Consider the following 17,068-nt stretch of genomic DNA (forward strand, 5'->3'; position numbering starts at 1 on the left):
GGCTCCGGCGGGGGCACGCCCTGTCGGGCGCGGGGCGCACCTGATTGAATCGCCCTCGCGAGGGCGCCGTCGGGCGCATCGGGATTCTCGGGGAGTGCGCACATGAACGACGGCCGTCCGTCCGCTGCCGCGGAGCCGGAGCCGGGCCCGCGCACCGGTTCCGTGGCGTGGTGGAGCCGCCCGGAGCCCGCCGGCGGAGGGAAGCCTGGCCCGGGTCCGGTCGCGGCCCCCGGCGCGGCCGAGATCGCCGCCGCGCCCGCCGTTCCGACCGCCGAGGCGCCCGTCCCCGTCGACGCGTCCGCCGCCGGAGCCGCCCCGCAGTGGTGGAGCCGGCCCGTTGCCCCGGTGCCCGCGCCACCGGCGCCCGTCCCGACCGGTCCGGGAGGCGCCCCGGGCCCCCGCTACGACCCCTGGGCCACGCCCGGACCGCTCCACCTGGTGGATGCCTCCGGTCCGCGCCGGCCGCGCACGTCCGTGCTGGTCGTGGTGGGCCTGGTCGCCGCCCTGTTGATCGGCGGCACCGGCGGGGCGCTGGGCGCCTGGTTGGAGAGCAACGGCAGCACCACCCTCGAACTCGCCGCCCCCGAGCTTCCCGAGGGCGCCGCCGCTCCGGGCGCCGCGGCCGCCCCGCAGGGCGTGGCCGGGATCGCGGCCCGGGCGCTGCCCGGGGTGGTCACCCTGCACGTGGAGGGCGGCGGGGGCGGGGGCACCGGCACGGGCTTCGTCCTCGACGGCAAGGGCCACATCCTGACCAACAACCACGTGGTGGACAACGCGGCCGGGACCGGCCGGATAACGGTCACCTTCAGCGGCGGCGAGACCGCCCCGGCGAAGATCGTCGGCCGGGACGCCGGGTACGACCTGGCGGTGGTGCGGGTCACCGGGGTGAAGGGGCTGAGCCCGCTGCCGCTGGGCGACTCCGACGCGGTCCGGGTGGGCGATCCGGTCGTCGCCATCGGCGCCCCCTTCGACCTCTCCAACACCGTGACCTCGGGGATCATCAGCGCCAAGGAGCGTCCGATCACGGCGGGCGGTCAGGCCGAGGACGGCAGCGACGTCAGCTACGTGGACGCCCTCCAGACCGACGCGCCCATCAACCCGGGCAACTCCGGCGGCCCGCTGCTGGACCACCGGGGTCGGGTGATCGGCATCAACAGCGCGATCCGCTCCGCCGACAGCGGGGGCAAGGAGGACGAGGAGGAGGGCTCCCGGCAGCCGGGCAGCATCGGCCTCGGCTTCGCCATCCCGGTCAACCAGGGGCGTCGGGTGGCCCAGGAGCTGATCGACCACGGCCGGGCCACGCACCCCGTCATCGGGGTGACCCTCGACATGGAGTACGCCGGTGACGGCGCCCGGGTGGGCACCGGGGAGGGTTCCGGCGGCAAGCCGCCCGTGACCCCCGGCGGGCCCGCCGCGAAGGCGGGGATCCGGCCCGGTGACGTGATCACCCGGGTGGACGGCACCCGGGTCCACAGCCCTGAGGAACTGATCGTCAAGATCCGGGCCCGCCGCCCGGGTGAGACCCTGACCCTGACGGTGGTGCGCGCGGCGCGGGAGCGCCGGGTCACCCTGGTCCTCGGCTCCGCCTCCGGTTCCTGACCCCGTCCGACGGGGCCGCGGCCCCGAAACAGTTACTGCCGAGGTACCGACCTGCGACGGGCGGCGGGTACCGTTGTCGGGGCCCGCAGCGACAGAACCGAGGAGCGGCAAGGTGTTCACTGACATAGGCGGACTCGAGCTGCTGACGCTCGTGGTCATCGCCGTGCTGGTCTTCGGCCCGGACAAGCTGCCGAAGGTGATCCAGGACGTCATGGGGTTCATCCGCAAGGTCCGGGAGTTCTCCGACAACGCCAAGCAGGACATCCGCTCCGAGCTGGGCCCGGAGTTCAAGGACTTCGAGTTCGAGGACCTGAACCCCAAGACGTTCATCCGCAAGCAGTTCTCGGAGAACGACGACTTCAAGGAGATCCGCAGCAGCCTGGACCTCCGCAAGGAGATGGACGAGGTCGCCGACGCCGTCAACGGGCGCGAGGCCCTCCCCGAGGCGTCCAACGGATCCGTCACCGACCTGACCAAGAAGCCCGCCCCGCCCGCCGAAGAGGGCCGCGCCCGCTTCGACATCGACGCCACCTGATCCGTCGCCTTCCGGGCGTACCGGACCGGGGTGGCTATCCTCCATCTGTCCGGATCCGGGACGCCCGAGGGGGGCGGGCCACTCCGGACCCCACGGAACGAGAGGCGGCCGGACTGATGGAGACCACGAGCCGGGTAGGCGTTCAGCAGGGAGTCCAGCCGGCGGGGCAGCCCGACGCGGCCCCGGACGGTCCCGAGCGGACGGATCCCGGGGCACCACCGCAGGAGCGGCCCACGGGCGAGGCGAAAGCCCCGGAGGAGGCGCCCGGCCCGGACCATACCGGGACGCCGCCCGCCGTTCCGGCGGCCCGGCGGACCGCCGAGGGCTATCTGAAGGCGGCCTTCCCCTGGTACGGGCTGGACGAGGCGTTCACCGGCCCCCGATGGCTGATGCAGGTGGGGACCGCGGCCGACGGCACCGTCGAGCACGGTTCGGTGGGCCACGGCGACGAGCCCACCGTGCGCAGCGAGGCCACGGGCGCCGAACGGGAGCGGTTCGCCGTGGTGATCACCGTGGCCAGCAGCCCCAACCGGCGCTCCGGCGACGGCACCGGGGTCCTGGAGGCCACCTCGGTCTCCTCGGCGGCCTGGCTGGCCGGCTCGGGCCTGCTGGCCTTCACCTGGCCCGGCACCATGGACCACGGGCTCCGCGCCGACTGGCTGGACCAGCAGACCGAGTGCGCCTGGGAGCTGGCCGACGACCTCGACGGACCCGACTGGTCCTCGCTCTCCCTCCCCGTGGACGGGCAGCCCACCGCCTTCCACTACCGGGAGTCCGAGTTCGGCTGGGTGCTCGCCGGCACCACCCCCGACGGGGCCCACCTCGGCGCGTACGGCCGGGGCATGAGCGCCTACGGGCTGGCCTTCGCCCAGGTCGGCGACATCACCGCCTACGAGTAGTCCGTACGGCCCGGGGCCACCCGCGCGGCCCCCGGACACGCCCGAGGGGGCACCGCCGACCGGCGGTGCCCCCTCGGTGCTCGTGGGAGCTCAGAACTTGTTGCGCGGGGTGATCCCCAGGGACATGCCCGACAGGCCGCGGGCGCGGCCGCCGAGCTTGCCGGCGATGGCGCGCAGCGCGGCGCCGGCGGGGGAGTCGGGGTCGGCCAGGACCACCGGCTTGCCCTCGTCGCCGCCCTCGCGCAGCCGCACGTCGATCGGGATCTGGCCCAGCACCGGGACGGTGGCGCCCGTGGTGCGGGTCAGACCGTCGGCCACCATCTGGCCGCCGCCGCTGCCGAACACGTCCACCATTTCGTCGCAGTGCGGGCAGGGCAGGCCCGACATGTTCTCGACCACGCCGACGATCTTCTGGTGGGTCTGCACGGCGATGGAGCCGGCGCGCTCCGCCACCTCGGCCGCCGCCTGCTGCGGGGTGGTGACCACGAGGATCTCGGCGTTGGGCACCAGCTGGGCCACGGAGATCGCGATGTCGCCGGTGCCCGGGGGCAGGTCGAGCAGGAGCACGTCCAGGTCGCCCCAGAACACGTCCGCGAGGAACTGCTGGAGCGCCCGGTGCAGCATCGGGCCGCGCCACACCACGGGGGCGTTGCCCGGGGTGAACATGCCGATGGAGATGACCTTCACGCCGTTCGCCGACGGCGGCATGATCATGTTCTCGACCTGGGTGGGCTTGCCCTCCACACCCAGCATGCGGGGCACGCTGTGGCCGTAGATGTCGGCGTCGACCACGCCCACCTTCAGCCCGTCGGCTGCCATGGCGGCGGCCAGGTTGACGGTCACGGAGGACTTGCCGACCCCGCCCTTGCCGGAGGCCACGCAGTAGACGCGGGTCAGGGAGCCCGGACGGGCGAAGGGCACCTCGCGCTCGGCCTGACCGCCGCGCAGGGCCGTCGCCAGCTCCTTGCGCTGCTCGTCGCTCATCACGTCCAGGGAGACCTCCACGGCGGTCACGCCGGGGACCTTCAGGACGGCCTCGGAGACGTTCTTGGTGATGGTCTCCCGCATGGGGCAGCCCGACACCGTCAGGTACACCGTGACGGCGACCGCGCCGCCCTCGCCGACCTCCACCGACTTGACCATGCCGAGTTCGGTGATCGGCCGGTGGATCTCGGGGTCGTTGACCGTCGCCAGGGCCTCCAGGATCGCGTCCTGCTCGGGCACGGCGGCGGAAGGTGTCTCGGTAGCCATGAACCCGATGGTACGGCCCGTCAGCGGGCCCCGGGAAAGGGTCCGCGGTCGGCTTCGTCACTCTCCGCCGGGAACATCCGCCGCTCGTCCATCTCCTTGATCAGGTCCTGGAACTCGGAGCGGATCCAGTCGCGCGTGGCGACCTCGCCCAACCCCATCCGCAGGGCCGCGATCTCCCTCGTCAGGTACTCGGTGTCCGCGATGGACCGCTCGTTCTGCTTGCGGTCCTGCTCCAGGTTGACCCGGTCCCGGTCGTCCTGCCGGTTCTGCGCCAGAAGGATCAGCGGGGCCGCGTAGGAAGCCTGGAGCGACAGCGCCAGGGTCAGGAAGATGAAGGGGTACTCGTCGAACTTCAGTGCCGCCGGGGCGAAGATGTTCCACAGCACCCACACCACGATGACCAGGGTCATCCAGACGATGAACCGGCCCGTGCCGAGGAACCGCGCGATCCGCTCCGAGACCCGCCCGAAGGCCTCCGGGTCGTACTCGGGCAGCAGCCGCTGCCGCGAGGGCTTCGGCTGGTCCAGGCGCACCCGGGACCGACCGCCGCCGCTCCCGGAACCGCCGCCCTGGCCGGCCTTGGCCCGCTCGCCCCGGCCGCCCTCCCGGTCGGCCCGGTCCCGGGCCCGCTCCGCGAGGTCCTCCAGCCGGTCGGCGAGACGCTGCTCGCGGGTCTCCCGGCCCTGCTTGCCGCGTTCAGTGCCCATGGACGGCCTCCTCGGCGTGGAAGCCCGTCTCGCGCCAGTCCTCGGGCAGCAGGTGGTCCAGTACGTCGTCCACGGTGACCGCGCCCAGCAGCGAACCGCTCTCGTCCACCACCGGCACCGCCACCATGTTGTAGGCCGCCAGGAAGCTGGTCACCGAGGCCAGCGAGGCGTCCGGGCGCAGCGGGGACAGGTCGGTGTCCACGATCGAACCCACCAGCGTGAACGGCGGGTCCCGCAGCAGCCGCTGGAAGTGCACCATGCCCAGGTACTTGCCGGTGGGGGTCTCGTCCGGCGGACGGCACACGTACACCTGCGCCGCCAACGCCGGGGACAGGTCGGCCTGCCGCACCCGGGCCAGGGCGTCGGCCACCGTGGAGTCCGGCCGCAGCACGATCGGCTCGGTGGTCATCAGACCGCCCGCGGTGTTCTCCTCGTACGACAGCAGTCGCCGCACGTCCGCGGCGTCCTCGGGCTGCATCAGCGTCAGCAGCCGCTCCTGGTCGTCCTCGGGCAGCTCGGAGAGCAGGTCGGCGGCGTCGTCGGGGTCCATCGCCTCCAGGACGTCCGCGGCCCGCTCCTCCTTCAGCTTCCCGATGATCTCGATCTGGTCGTCCTCGGGCAGCTCCTCCAGGACGTCCGCGAGCCGGTCGTCGTCGAGGGCGTTGGCCACCTCGGCCCGCCGCTTCGGCGTCAGGTGGTGCAGGACGTTGGCCAGGTCCGCGGCGCGCATCTGCTCGAAGGTCGCGACCAGGTTCTCGGCGCCCTGACCGTCCTCCTCCAGCGAGAAGCCGGTCACCGCCGACCACTCGACCGTCAGGGTCTCCCCGCGGCGGCGCAGCGCCCCGCCCTTGCCCTTGCGGACGAAGATCTTGTCGATCTCCCAGTCCCGGCGGGCCGGCAGCTGCTGGATGGCCACGTCCAGGACGGTGACCTCCTCGCCGCCGTTGACCAGGCTCACCCGGCGGTCCAGCAGTTCCCCGAGGACCATCCGCTCGGTGGGCCGTTGTTCGAAGCGCCGCATGTTGACCACGCCGGTGGTGATGACCTGGCCGGACTCCACGCCCGTCACCCGGGTCATCGGCAGGAAGATCCGCCGCCGGCTGACCACCTCCACCACCAGGCCCAGCAGCCGCGGCGGCCGGCCGCCCACCCGCAGCATCGCCACGAGGTCCCGGACGCGGCCCACCTGGTCGCCGTTGGGGTCGAAGACGGGCACGCCCGCGAGGTGGGAGACGAAGATCCGGGGGGCGCCTGCTGCCATCCGTGCGCCTCCTTGTGAACCCGCTCCATGAACCGTTTCGCCTCGTGCGGCTCCCAGGCTAGCCCGTCACCGGGCCCGCCGCCCTGGTGGGGGCACCCGGCCCTGCGCCGCCCGGGTACGCTGCCTGCTGCATCCAGACCGGACGAGAGGCGGCCCGCCCGTGATCCCTTCCCCCCCGGCCGCCCGGCTCCGCCGGGCCGCCCTCGTCGGCGTGCTGTGCGCGGGGCTGGCCCTGACCGCCACCGGCTGCGGGGAGGACCCCGACAAGGGCACCAACGGCGTGGGCAAGCTGGCCCCGGAGAAGATCGAGGCCGAGGCCCGGACCGCCGCCTCCGCCGCCTCCGCCGTCCGGCTGTCGGGCACCGTCGTCACCGCGGGCAAGTCCTTCACCCTCGACATGCGGCTGAAGGCCGACGGCGGTTCCGGCAAGGTGCAGTCCTCGGGCTCCTCCTTCGAGCTGCTGCGCGTGGGCGACCAGCTGTACCTGAAGGCCGACGCGGCCTTCTGGGAGCACGGCGCCCCCGGCGAAGAGGCCGGCGGCGGCTCCGGCACCCCCTCCGGTGCTCCCGGGGGCGAGGACGGGGACGACAGCGCCGCCGACAAGCTCGGCGGGAAGTTCGTGAAGGTCCCCGAGGGCGACCCCGCCTACAAGCAGCTGCGCGGGTTCACCGACAAGAAGACCCTGCTCGACGGGCTGCTCGGCCTGCACGGAAAGCTGGAGAAGGGCGCGTACCGGAAGATCGGCACGGTCCGCACCGTCGAGCTGAAGGTGGACGGCGGCACGGGCGGCCGGCTGGACGTCTCCCTCATCGGCACCCCCTACCCGCTGCGCCTGGAGCGCGCGGGCGGCGCGGGCACCGTGGAACTGGCCGACTGGGGCCGTCCCTTCACCCTGGCCCCGCCCCCGGAGGACCAGACCGTCGACTACGGCTCGCAGCTGCCCACCGGCTCCTCTTCCTGAACCCGGCCCGGCGCCGACCCGACACGGGCCCGGCGCCGACTCAGCGGCCGCGCCGCTTCCTCTTCAGCAGCAGCTTCGGCAGACCGGCCGGCACGGGCTCACGGGTGGTCGCGGGGGAGGGCAACGGGGCCGCGGCCAGCGAACCCGAGGGCGGCTCGGCGACCACCGCCACCGGCTCCAGCCGCCACAGCACGCACTCCCGGGCCCAGCGCTCCGTCATCCGCTCGGAGTCTGGGGCGTTCAACCGCTTGCCCTTCAGCTCCGCCACGGCCGCCTCCCAGCGCTCCGAACCGGGCTCCAGCCGCACCACCGCGGCCGTCCAGGCCACCAGCCGGCCGCCCTTGTCCTTGCTGCGCACGGTGACCTCGGCGGTCCCGCCGTCCGCGAGCTCCGGCAGCGGCTGCTCGCCGGGGCCGTCGCCGAGCACGTGCGCGGCCCCGTCGATCCAGGCGTGCCACAGGGCCCGGTCGGGCCCGGCGCCCCGGACCCAGACGAGACCGGACTTCTTCGTGGCCTCCTCGACGAGGGCCAGGTCGAGCGTGCTGAGAGTCATGGCCGCAAGGGTAGGGCTTCAGAGCCAGCCGTTGCGCCGGAGGGCCCGGTGGATGGTGAAGCAGATCCCGACGATCGCGCACATCACCATCGGGTAGCCGTAGCGCCACTGGAGCTCCGGCATGTGCTCGAAGTTCATCCCGTACACCCCGCAGATCATCGTCGGCACCGCGATGATCCCCGCCCACGAGGTGATCTTCCGCATGTCCTCGTTCTGGGCCACCGTGGCCTGCGCCAGGTTCGCCTGGAGGATCGAGTTCAGCAACTCGTCGAAGCCCACCACCTGCTCGTGGACCCGACTCAGGTGGTCGGCCACGTCCCGGAAGTACTTCTGGATGCCGGGGTCGACCAGCCGCATCGGCCGCTCGCTCAGCAGCTCCATGGGCCGCTGGAGGGGCACCACCGCCCGCTTGAACTCCAGCACCTCGCGCTTCAGCTGGTAGATCCGCCCGGCGTCCGCCCCGCGCGGACTGCCCTTGGCGGGGGCCGCGAAGACCGCGCTCTCCACCTCGTCGATGTCGTCCTGCACCGCCGCCGCCACCGCGAGGTAGCCGTCCACCACGTGGTCGGCGATCGCGTGGAGGACCGAGGACGGCCCGGCGGCCAGCAGCTCCGGCTCCCCCTGGAGCCGGTGCCGCAGCCCCTTCAGGGAGCCTTGACCGCCGTGCCGGACCGTGATGACGAAGTCCCGACCCGTGAAGCACATGACCTCGCCGGTGGCCACGACCTCGCTGGTGGCGGTCAGCTCGGCGTGCTCGACGTAGTGCACGGTCTTGAAGACGGTGAAGAGGATGTCGTCGTACCGCTCCAGCTTCGGCCGCTGATGGGCGTGGACCGCGTCCTCCACGGCCAGCGGGTGCAAGCCGAACTCGGCCGCGATGCCCGCGAATTCGGCCTCCGTGGGCTCGTGCAACCCGATCCACACGAACCCGCCCTCCGCCCGCGCCCGGCGCATCGCCTCGCGCGGGGACAGACAGCCCCCCGGCTGCCGACGGCCGTCCCGGTAGACGGCGCAGTCGACCACGGCCGTCCCGGACGGCAGGACGCAGGCGGGGTCGTGCGGGAGGTGCGGGTTCTTGCGCAGCGAAGGACGGACGACTGCGCGCAGGTCACGGATCATCGACATGGCAGGCTCCTTCGCACGGCGTGCGGCGCCGTGCGGACAGGACCCTCCGCCGCTGCGGGGCGAGCGGGGGGAACAGGACGGGAGGTGACAGTTCTGCCGTCGCTCTTCCTGGGACGAAAGCGGCCCGCCGCCGATCAGGAGACCGGCCGGGACCGAGGTCCGGGAGCCGGGAACACGCGGGTCAGCGGGACCCGGGCGAAAGGGTGCGGGCCGTCGGGGAAGAGCGATTGGTACTGCACGATCGACTTCGGTCCACCGCAGCCCCACCTCCTCCGGCCGGTCCCCCGTGGGGGATGTCCTCGCGCCGGGGCACTGAAGCACCGCTTCTGCGAGCTGCCCCGACCAGCGGTCAACACTATCAGCCGATAGATGGTCAAGAGCGTTCCTTTACCCGGCTGATAGGAGTTCTATGCTCGCGACATGGCAGAAGTTCTCGCTCTCGTAGAAGCCCGGCTCCGCACCGCCCTCGGCGAGCCCGACGCCCGCGCCTCCGTCACCTTCCTCGGCACCGACCGCGTCGAGGTGCTCCGGTTCACCGACGGCGAGGTGATCCGCTACGCCACCCTCGGCATGTCCGCCCACCCCATGACCGATCCCACGGCCGTGCTCGCCGACCCGCTGCGCGGCCCGCGCGCCGAACTGGTCCTCTCCGTAAGGGCCGTGCCCCGCGAGGTGGCCGACACCGACAAGCTGCTGCGCCCGCTGGCCGTGCTGGCCGCCTCCCCCCAGGTGGAGGGGCTCGTGGTGGCCCCCGGAGCCTCCCTTGACCTGGGCGAGCCGCTCTGGCCCGGGGCGGGCTTCAGCTCCGTGCTGGTGGCCGAGCCCGGCGGCCTGGTCGAGGACCTGGAGCTGGACGAGCCCCTGGAGCCGGTCCGCTTCCTCCCGCTGCTGCCCATGACCGCGAACGAGGCGGCCTGGAAGCGGGTCCACGGGGCCGCCGCGCTCCAGGAGCGGTGGCTCGCCGGCGGCACCGATCTGCGCGACCCGCGCCGCACCGCCGTGGCCCTCGACGACTGACGGCCGCCACGGGGGGTACGCATCGCATCCGGACGGGTGATCGTCCCTTGACGCGGCGGCGGCCGGGGAGGAGCGTGGCTCTTTATGAGGGGTGAACCGAGTTGCCCTAAGTGCGGTGGCCGGGTCAGGGCGCCCGGACTCTTCTCCGATTCCTGGCAGTGCGGCGCCCACGGCGCCGTCCAGCCGCTGCAACCGGTCATCCCGCCCAGTGTCGAGGGGCTCGGGGTGGTGGTGAACCGCGCCCGGGTCCCGGTCTGGATGCCGTGGCCGCTCCCCGTGGGCTGGCTCTTCACCGGTGTGGCCTGCGCGGGGGACGACCGCAGCGGGGGCCGCGCCACCGCCGTGGCCTGCACCGGGCCGGGGCCCCTGGGCGGGATGGGCGAGCTGGTCCTGGTCGCGGAGGAGCTGGGCGTCGGGCTCGGCTCCCGGTACGCGGGCATCGACGGCCCGGACCCGGGCCCGCACATCGACATCTCGGCCACCCCGCACGCCAAGGTGGTCGCCGCGGGCCGTCCCACCCCGCTCTGGCACGTCACCGGCACCCCCGACGACCGGGCGGTCTTCGCCGGCGAGGCCCGCGGGATATGGCTGTGGGCGGTGGTCTGGCCGGAGCAGTCGGGCCTGCTGATGTACGACGAGCTGGTCCTCACCGACCTGCGGGACGCCGGGGCCGAGGTGGAACTGCTGCCCTGCGGGGCATTGAGCCCGAGGATCCTGGCGGCGGACTGACCGGAGGCGGGGCCGCCGGGCCGGCGGCCTCCCCACCCCGGCCTCCGTCACCCCCCGCCCGCGGGTGGGCGACGCGCCGGCCGAGGGGGCTCCGGCGCCCGGTTATCCTGAGGTGTCCCCCTTCCGTCCCGCTGCCCCTGGAGCCGTGCCGTGCGCATCGACCTGCACGCCCACTCCACGGCCTCCGACGGGACGGACACCCCGGCCGAGCTGGTGCGCAACGCCGCCGCGGCCGGGCTGGACGTGGTGGCGCTGACCGACCACGACACCGTCGGCGGGTACGCCGAGGCCCTGGCCGCGCTGCCGGAGGGGCTCACCCTGGTCACCGGCGTGGAGCTGTCCTGTCGCCTCGACGGGGTCAGCATGCACCTGCTGGGCTACCTCTTCGACCCGACCGAGCCCGAGTTCGCCCGCGAGCGCGAGCTGGTCCGGGACGACCGGGTGCCCCGGGCCCGGGCCATGGTCGCCAAGCTCCGCGAGCTGGGCGTACCGGTCACCTGGGAGCAGGTCGCCCGGATCGCCGGGGACGGCTCGGTGGGCCGTCCGCACCTGGCCACCGCCCTCGTCGAGCTGGGCGTGGTGCCCACGGTCTCCGACGCCTTCACCCCGGAATGGCTGGCCGACGGCGGTCGCGCGCACGCCGGCAAGCACGAGCTGGACCCCTTCGAGGCGGTCCGGCTGGTCAAGGCCGCCGGCGGCGTCACGGTGTTCGCGCACCCGGCCGCCGTCAAGCGCGGTCAGGTGGTCCCGGAGGAGTCGATGGCCGCCCTCGCGGCGGCCGGCCTCGACGGGATCGAGGTCGACCACATGGACCACGACCCCGCCACCCGGGCCCGGCTGCACGGGCTCGCCGCCGAGCTCGGCCTGCTGGCCACCGGTTCCAGCGACTACCACGGCAGCCGCAAGACCTGCCGACTCGGGGAATACACCACCGACCCCGAGATCTACGGCGAGATCACCCGCCGTGCCTTCGGGGCCTTCCCCGTTCCCGGCGCGGGCGGACCGGCCGGCGTCTGACGGTTCTCCGGACCGGACCTCCGCCCCGAGCGGCCGGGTCCGGTCTTCGGTCCGCCCCTCGGGCGGAACCTCCTCCTCCGGTCCGACGGTCCGGTCCCGCGCGCCGTCGCGGCGTCCGGCGGCGGACCGTCGCGGAGTTCCGTGGACGCCCACCCCCGCGCCCCTGTTCACCAGACTCTTCCCGCAAGGCCATCACTGTGTTCGACGTCGCCGTCTTCGGTTCCCTCTTCCTCACCCTGTTCGTGATCATGGATCCCCCGGGGATCACCCCGATCTTCCTGGCGCTGACCTCCGGTCGTCCGGTCAAGGTCCAGCGGCGGATGGCCTGGCAGGCCGTCTGTGTGGCCTTCGGGGTCATCGCCGTCTTCGGGATCTGCGGTCAGCAGATCCTCGACTACCTGCACGTCTCCGTGCCCGCCCTGATGATCGCCGGCGGTCTGCTGCTGCTCCTGATCGCCCTGGACCTGCTGACCGGCAAGACCGACGAGCCCAAGCAGACCAAGGACGTCAACGTGGCGCTGGTCCCGCTGGGCATGCCGCTGCTGGCCGGGCCCGGCGCGATCGTCTCGGTGATCCTCGCGGTCCAGAAGGCCGACGGGGTCTCCGGTCAGGTCTCGGTCTGGGCCGCGATCATCGCCATGCACGTGGTGCTCTGGCTGGTCATGCGCTACTCGCTGGTGATCATCCGCGTCATCAAGGACGGGGGCGTGGTGCTGGTGACCCGCCTCGCGGGCATGATGCTCTCCGCGATCGCCGTCCAGCAGATCATCAACGGCGTGCTCCAGGTGGTCCGCGCCGCCTGACCGTGTGCGTCCGCGCAGCGGAACGCCCCCGGACCGTTCGGTCGCGGGGGCGTTTCACGTCTGTGCCGCGGTGGCGCGGCGGGGGCGGCCGGCGCGGTGCGCGCGGCCCTGCCTTCAGGAGGACGCGGTCCCTGCCGGTCGGATGAGGATGCGCTGGCCCATCGCGGCGGCCTGCTGCACGATCCGGTTGACGGAGGCGGCGTCGACGACCGTACTGTCCACGGCGGTGCCGTCGACGTCGTCCAGGCGCAGAATCTCGAAGCGCACGGCTTCTCCCTTCGTCGGTGTTCTCCCTGCAAAGGTCTTAACGAAGTGTAAGGGGCAAACATTCCCTACGCTAAGGAAATTTTTTCACTGGCTAATTACCGGCTCATCGAGACGGGGATGAGCAGCCGGTGATCGCCCTCCGGTCCGGTCGGAGTGTGGCCCCGGTCACATGAAGAACCCTAGGGGAGAAATCCGGGACGCGCCCGTTCGGCCCAACGGGCAGAAACGTGCTACGCGCCCTCGGAACCGACCGCCGCGGAGCCCCGCGGACCGGCCTCGCAAGCGGTCCAGAACGAGGCCAGGGCCTCGGCGGTCGTCTGCGGGTCCTCGGCGTTGGGGGAGTGTTCCGTGCCCGGGACCACCACCCGCCGGGCCCCGAGGCGCCGGGCCATGTCGTCCATCCGGGGGACGGGCCAGGCGTAGTCCACCGCCCCGGAGAGCACCAGCAGCGGCAGCCCGGCCCCTTCCGCGGCGACCCGCAGCTCCGCGACCCGGTCCGGCTCGGAGACCAGCAGCCGCCCCGTGGCCATCAGCTGCTCGGGCACCGTCGCCAGCCAGCGCGCCTCCAGGAAGGCCGCCAGCTCGGGCCCGTCCGGCACGGTGTCGGGGGCGTCCATGGCCCGCATCGCCGCCCAGATCCCCGGCATGTCCTCGCCCATGGCCTCCAGGGCCGACACCAGCAGCCGGGTCCGCTCCCGCTGCTCCTCGGCGATGGCCGCCGGGCCGCTGCTCATGAGGGTCAGGCTCCGGAAGCTCCCCGGCTCCCGGATCACCGCGGCCCGGCTGATCAGGCCGCCCAGCGAATGCCCCACCAGGTGCGGGGTCCCGCCGAGCGCGGCGGCCTGCGCCAGTACGTCCAGGGCCAGCTCCTCGCGGGCGTAGGCGGACTCCGTGCGCGGGCCGCGGCTCTGGTGCTGGCCCCGGCCGTCCACGGCCACCGTCCGGTACCCGGCGGCCGCCAGCGGCTCCAGCAGCCCGATGAAGTCCTCCTTGCTGCCGGTGAACCCGGGGACCAGCAGGGCGGTGCCCCGGACCGGCCCGGCGGGCAGGGCCTCGTGCGCGGCGAACTCCCCGCGCGCGGTGCGCAGGGTCAGGGGGCGGGCGCAGGCGGGCGGCGAAAGGCGCGGAGGCTTGCTCATGGGCTCAACCTACCGGCCCGTAACACGCCGGAGGCCCGGCCCCTCGGAAGGGGGCCGGGCCTCTCGGTACGGCGGGAAACCGGGGACTCAGCCCTCGGTCGCGCCCTCGGCCGGAGCGACCGTCTTGCGGGTCCGGGTGCGCCGGCGCGGGGCCGCGGGGGCCTCCGCCGGGGCGGCCTCGGCCGCTGCCTCGGGAGCCGCGGCGGCCTTGCGGGTGCGCCGGCGCGGAGCCGCTTCGGCCGCCTCCTTCGGGGCGTCCGCGACCGGGGCGGCCGTGCCGGCCTCCGGGGCCGCGGCGGCCTTGCGGGTGCGGGTCCGACGGCGCGGGGCCTCCTCCGCCGGCGCCTGCGGGGCGTCGGCGGTGGGGGCGACCGCGGCCTCGACGGCCGCCTCGACGGCGGCCGCGGCCGTGGCACCGCGGGTGCGGCGGCGACGCGGCCGGCGCGGACCCTCGGGGGCCTCGCCGGTCTCGGACACGGTCGCGGCGGCGGTCTCGGAGACGGCTGTGGCCTCCGCGGCGCCCGCGGCGACCTCGGCTCCGCCGCGGGTGCGGCGGCGCTGGCGCGGGGTGCGGGTCCGGGCCGGGCGCTCCTCGACCGGAGCGGCGGTGGCGGACTTGCGGCCGCGGCCGCCGGTCTCGCCCAGGTCCTCGATCTCCTCGGCCTTCAGGCCCGCCCGGGTCCGCTCGGACCGGGGCAGCACGCCCTTGGTGCCCGCGGGGATGGACAGCAGCTCGTAGAGGTGCGGCGAGGTGGAGTAGGTCTCCTCGGGCTCGTGGAAGTCGAGGCCCAGCGCCTTGTTGATGAGCTGCCAGCGCGGGATGTCGTCCCAGTCGACCAGGGTGACGGCGGTGCCCTTCGCGCCGGCGCGGCCGGTGCGGCCGACCCGGTGCAGGAAGGTCTTCTCGTCCTCGGGGGACTGGTAGTTGATGACGTGGGTCACGCCCTCGACGTCGATGCCGCGCGCGGCCACGTCGGTGCAGACCAGGACGTCGACCTTGCCGTTGCGGAAGGCCCGGAGGGCCTGCTCGCGGGCGCCCTGGCCGAGGTCGCCGTGGACGGCGCCGGAGGCGAACCCGCGGCGCTCCAGCTGCTCGGCGATGTCGGCCGCGGTGCGCTTGGTGCGGCAGAAGATCATGGCCAGCCCGCGGCCGTCCGCCTGGAGGATGCGGGAGACCAGCTCCGGCTTGTCCATGGAGTGGGCGCGGAAGACGTGCTGGGTGATGTTCGCGACGGTCGCGCCCTCGTCGTCCGGCGCGGTGGCGCGGATGTGGGTGGGCTGCGACATGTAGCGGCGGGCCAGGCCGATGACGGCGCCGGGCATGGTCGCCGAGAACAGCATGGTCTGGCGCTTGGCCGGGAGCAGGTTGATGATCTTCTCGACGTCGGGCAGGAAGCCCAGGTCGAGCATCTCGTCGGCCTCGTCGAGGACGAGGGCCTTGACCTTGGACAGGTCGAGCTTCTTCTGGCCCGCGAGGTCCAGCAGGCGGCCCGGGGTGCCGACGATCACGTCGACGCCCTTGCGGAGGGCCTCGACCTGGGGCTCGTAGGCGCGGCCGCCGTATATGGCGAGGACGCGGACGTTGCGCACCTTGCCGGCGGTGAGCAGGTCGTTGGTGACCTGGGTGCAGAGCTCGCGGGTCGGGACGACGACGAGCGCCTGCGGGGAGTCGGTGAGCTGGTCGGGCCGGGAGCGGCCCGCCTCGACGTCGACGGGGACGACGACGCGCTCCAGGAGCGGGAGGCCGAAGCCGAGCGTCTTGCCGGTGCCGGTCTTCGCCTGGCCGATGACGTCCGTGCCGGAGAGGGCGACGGGGAGGGTCATCTCCTGGATGGGGAAGGGGGACACGATGCCGACGGCCTCGAGGGCTTCGGCGGTCTCGGGGAAGATCCCGAGGTCACGGAACGTAGTCAGGGTGCTGCCTCTTCTGTGAGACGCGGCCCGAGGCGGCGAGGGGGGTCGTACCGTGCCTGGCTGTGCCGTACTTCTGCGTACGAAGCTGCGCGGGACCACTGCCTTCGCTCAAGCGCTCTTGCCGCTGAGGGGGCCCCTCTTGGGCGAGGGTGCGCAGAGAGCGCGCCATCACTCCGAGGGCGGTCGGTTGGAGCCGATCGGGCCACCGACCGGGCATCCTCATTCGGATGGCCCGCCGAGTATCCGGCAGGCGCCATACCACTGTACCCCCAAATCGCGCAGGTGTGTCGGGCGAATTCACCGACGGGCCGGATTTCGAGTGACTGACCAGGCACTTCGCGCGGGGCCCGGGGCGACTATTGTTCCCGGCATGCCGGGAACAACGAACGCAGCAGACGCAGACAGCACGGACGGCGCCGAGACCGCCGTGACCAGCGGAGACGCCGCCGCGGGCGCGGCCGGCGCCGCGGAGCCGGCCGGGATCGCCGCCCAGGACTGGGCGACGGCCTCCACCACTCCCCAGTACCGGGCGGCCGTCGTGGACCTGCTCGGCGCGCTCGCCTACGGCGAGCTGGCGGCCTTCGAGCGCCTCGCCGAGGACGCGAAGATGGCGCCGACCCTGGCCGACAAGGCCGAGCTGGCGAAGATGGCCTCCGCCGAGTTCCACCACTTCGAGCGGCTGCGGGACCGGCTGGCGGCCATCGACGCCGAGCCGACCGAGGCCATGGAGCCCTTCGCGAAGGGCGTGGACGACTTCCACCGCCAGACCGCTCCGTCGGACTGGCTGGAGGGCCTGGTCAAGGCGTACGTGGGCGACTCGATCGCCAGCGACTTCTACCGTGAGGTGGCCGCCCACCTCGACGCCGACACCCGGGCGCTGGTGCTGGGCGTGCTGGACGACACCGGCCACGGCGGCTTCGCGGTGGAGAAGGTCCGCGCGGCCATCGAGGCGGACCCGCGGGTCGGCGGTCGGCTGGCGCTGTGGGCCCGCCGGCTGATGGGCGAGGCCCTGTCCCAGGCGCAGCGGGTGGTGGCCGAGCGCGACGCGCTCTCCACCATGCTGGTCGGCGGGGTGGACGGGATGGCGGCCGGGTTCGACCTGGCGGCCGTGGGCGAGATGTTCACCCGTATCACCAAGGCGCACACCAAGCGGATGGCGGCCCTGGGGCTGGCGGCCTGACCGCTCACCCGGCGCCCTCCCGAGGCGAGTGATCGGCGCCCGCACGGCATGTCCTGCCGGCTGCCCGGGGCACCGGACTCCATGATCGAGGCGGCCATCTGTGACGAGGAC

Annotated in this window: 17 protein-coding genes; 9 read left to right on the forward strand and 8 right to left on the reverse strand. The window is 73.6% G+C overall.

Translation table 11 applies throughout. The features are described from left to right. Positions 1-102: 102 nt before the first annotated feature. From ABTZ17_RS31275 to ABTZ17_RS31285, 3 genes are all read left to right on the forward strand, one after another. Positions 103-1,599, forward strand: coding sequence for a S1C family serine protease (locus ABTZ17_RS31275; protein WP_502994924.1), 1,497 nt, complete (start codon positions 103-105; stop codon positions 1,597-1,599). Positions 1,600-1,711: 112 nt separating this feature from the next. Further along, positions 1,712-2,134, forward strand: coding sequence for a sec-independent translocase (locus ABTZ17_RS31280; protein WP_352199152.1), 423 nt, complete (start codon positions 1,712-1,714; stop codon positions 2,132-2,134). A 116-nt stretch (positions 2,135-2,250) separates the two neighbouring features. Further along, on the forward strand, positions 2,251-3,033 hold the full coding sequence (locus ABTZ17_RS31285) for a hypothetical protein (RefSeq protein ID WP_352199153.1): 783 nt from the start codon (positions 2,251-2,253) through the stop codon (positions 3,031-3,033). 90 nt (positions 3,034-3,123) lie between these two features. Here the strand turns inward: ABTZ17_RS31285 and ABTZ17_RS31290 are convergent, their stop codons facing one another. The 3 genes from ABTZ17_RS31290 to ABTZ17_RS31300 are packed head-to-tail and all read right to left on the reverse strand — an operon-like array spanning position 3,124 to position 6,252. Next, entirely contained in the window at positions 3,124-4,284 is a 1,161-nt protein-coding gene (locus ABTZ17_RS31290) for an Mrp/NBP35 family ATP-binding protein (protein WP_502994925.1), read from the reverse strand. 20 nt (positions 4,285-4,304) lie between these two features. Then, entirely contained in the window at positions 4,305-4,991 is a 687-nt protein-coding gene (locus tag ABTZ17_RS31295; protein WP_352199154.1) for a DUF1003 domain-containing protein, read from the reverse strand. Beyond that, entirely contained in the window at positions 4,981-6,252 is a 1,272-nt protein-coding gene (locus ABTZ17_RS31300) for a magnesium transporter MgtE N-terminal domain-containing protein (protein WP_352199155.1), read from the reverse strand. The genes ABTZ17_RS31295 and ABTZ17_RS31300 overlap by 11 nt, the downstream gene beginning before the upstream one ends. Positions 6,253-6,412: 160 nt before the next feature. Here ABTZ17_RS31300 and ABTZ17_RS31305 point away from each other — a divergent pair, with 160 nt between their 5' ends. Next, a complete protein-coding gene (locus tag ABTZ17_RS31305) occupies positions 6,413-7,213 on the forward strand; it encodes a hypothetical protein (protein WP_352199156.1) in 801 nt (266 codons plus the stop codon). A 40-nt stretch (positions 7,214-7,253) separates the two neighbouring features. Here ABTZ17_RS31305 and ABTZ17_RS31310 read toward each other — a convergent pair whose 3' ends face one another. Beyond that, positions 7,254-7,766: a hypothetical protein gene (locus ABTZ17_RS31310; RefSeq protein WP_352199157.1), complete on the reverse strand. Its 513-nt coding sequence runs from the start codon at positions 7,764-7,766 to the stop codon at positions 7,254-7,256. 18 nt (positions 7,767-7,784) lie between these two features. Beyond that, on the reverse strand, positions 7,785-8,891 hold the full coding sequence (locus tag ABTZ17_RS31315) for a magnesium and cobalt transport protein CorA (protein WP_352199158.1): 1,107 nt from the start codon (positions 8,889-8,891) through the stop codon (positions 7,785-7,787). A gap of 420 nt (positions 8,892-9,311) precedes the next feature. Between ABTZ17_RS31315 and ABTZ17_RS31320 the strand changes: the two genes are divergently transcribed. The 4 genes from ABTZ17_RS31320 to ABTZ17_RS31335 all read left to right on the forward strand — a co-directional run bounded on the left by ABTZ17_RS31320 (position 9,312) and on the right by ABTZ17_RS31335 (position 12,457). Then, positions 9,312-9,908 carry a suppressor of fused domain protein gene (locus tag ABTZ17_RS31320; RefSeq protein WP_352199159.1) on the forward strand — a complete coding sequence of 199 codons (597 nt, stop codon included), beginning with the start codon at positions 9,312-9,314 and terminating at the stop codon, positions 9,906-9,908. Between the two features lie 84 nt (positions 9,909-9,992). Further along, positions 9,993-10,637, forward strand: coding sequence for a DUF6758 family protein (locus ABTZ17_RS31325; protein ID WP_352199160.1), 645 nt, complete (start codon positions 9,993-9,995; stop codon positions 10,635-10,637). Between the two features lie 150 nt (positions 10,638-10,787). After that, on the forward strand, positions 10,788-11,654 hold the full coding sequence (locus ABTZ17_RS31330) for a PHP domain-containing protein (RefSeq protein ID WP_352199161.1): 867 nt from the start codon (positions 10,788-10,790) through the stop codon (positions 11,652-11,654). 197 nt (positions 11,655-11,851) lie between these two features. Beyond that, on the forward strand, positions 11,852-12,457 hold the full coding sequence (locus ABTZ17_RS31335; protein WP_352199162.1) for a MarC family protein: 606 nt from the start codon (positions 11,852-11,854) through the stop codon (positions 12,455-12,457). A gap of 114 nt (positions 12,458-12,571) precedes the next feature. On the opposite strand, the gene ABTZ17_RS31340 is transcribed toward ABTZ17_RS31335, so the two are convergent. The 3 genes from ABTZ17_RS31340 to ABTZ17_RS31350 form a co-directional block, all read right to left on the reverse strand. Next, positions 12,572-12,724 carry a DUF8834 family protein gene (locus ABTZ17_RS31340; RefSeq protein ID WP_352199163.1) on the reverse strand — a complete coding sequence of 51 codons (153 nt, stop codon included), beginning with the start codon at positions 12,722-12,724 and terminating at the stop codon, positions 12,572-12,574. A 230-nt stretch (positions 12,725-12,954) separates the two neighbouring features. Then, a complete protein-coding gene (locus ABTZ17_RS31345; RefSeq protein ID WP_352199164.1) occupies positions 12,955-13,863 on the reverse strand; it encodes an alpha/beta fold hydrolase in 909 nt (302 codons plus the stop codon). 87 nt (positions 13,864-13,950) lie between these two features. Then, positions 13,951-15,711: a DEAD/DEAH box helicase gene (locus ABTZ17_RS31350; RefSeq protein WP_352199165.1), complete on the reverse strand. Its 1,761-nt coding sequence runs from the start codon at positions 15,709-15,711 to the stop codon at positions 13,951-13,953. Positions 15,712-16,147: 436 nt separating this feature from the next. On the opposite strand from ABTZ17_RS31350, the gene ABTZ17_RS31355 reads away from it, so the two are divergent. Further along, positions 16,148-16,957 carry a ferritin-like fold-containing protein gene (locus tag ABTZ17_RS31355; RefSeq protein ID WP_352199166.1) on the forward strand — a complete coding sequence of 270 codons (810 nt, stop codon included), beginning with the start codon at positions 16,148-16,150 and terminating at the stop codon, positions 16,955-16,957. Positions 16,958-17,068 lie beyond the last annotated feature (111 nt).

The sequence above is a fragment of the Streptomyces sp. NPDC097619 genome (assembly GCF_040302735.1).
Classification (GTDB): Bacteria; Actinomycetota; Actinomycetes; order Streptomycetales; family Streptomycetaceae; genus Streptomyces.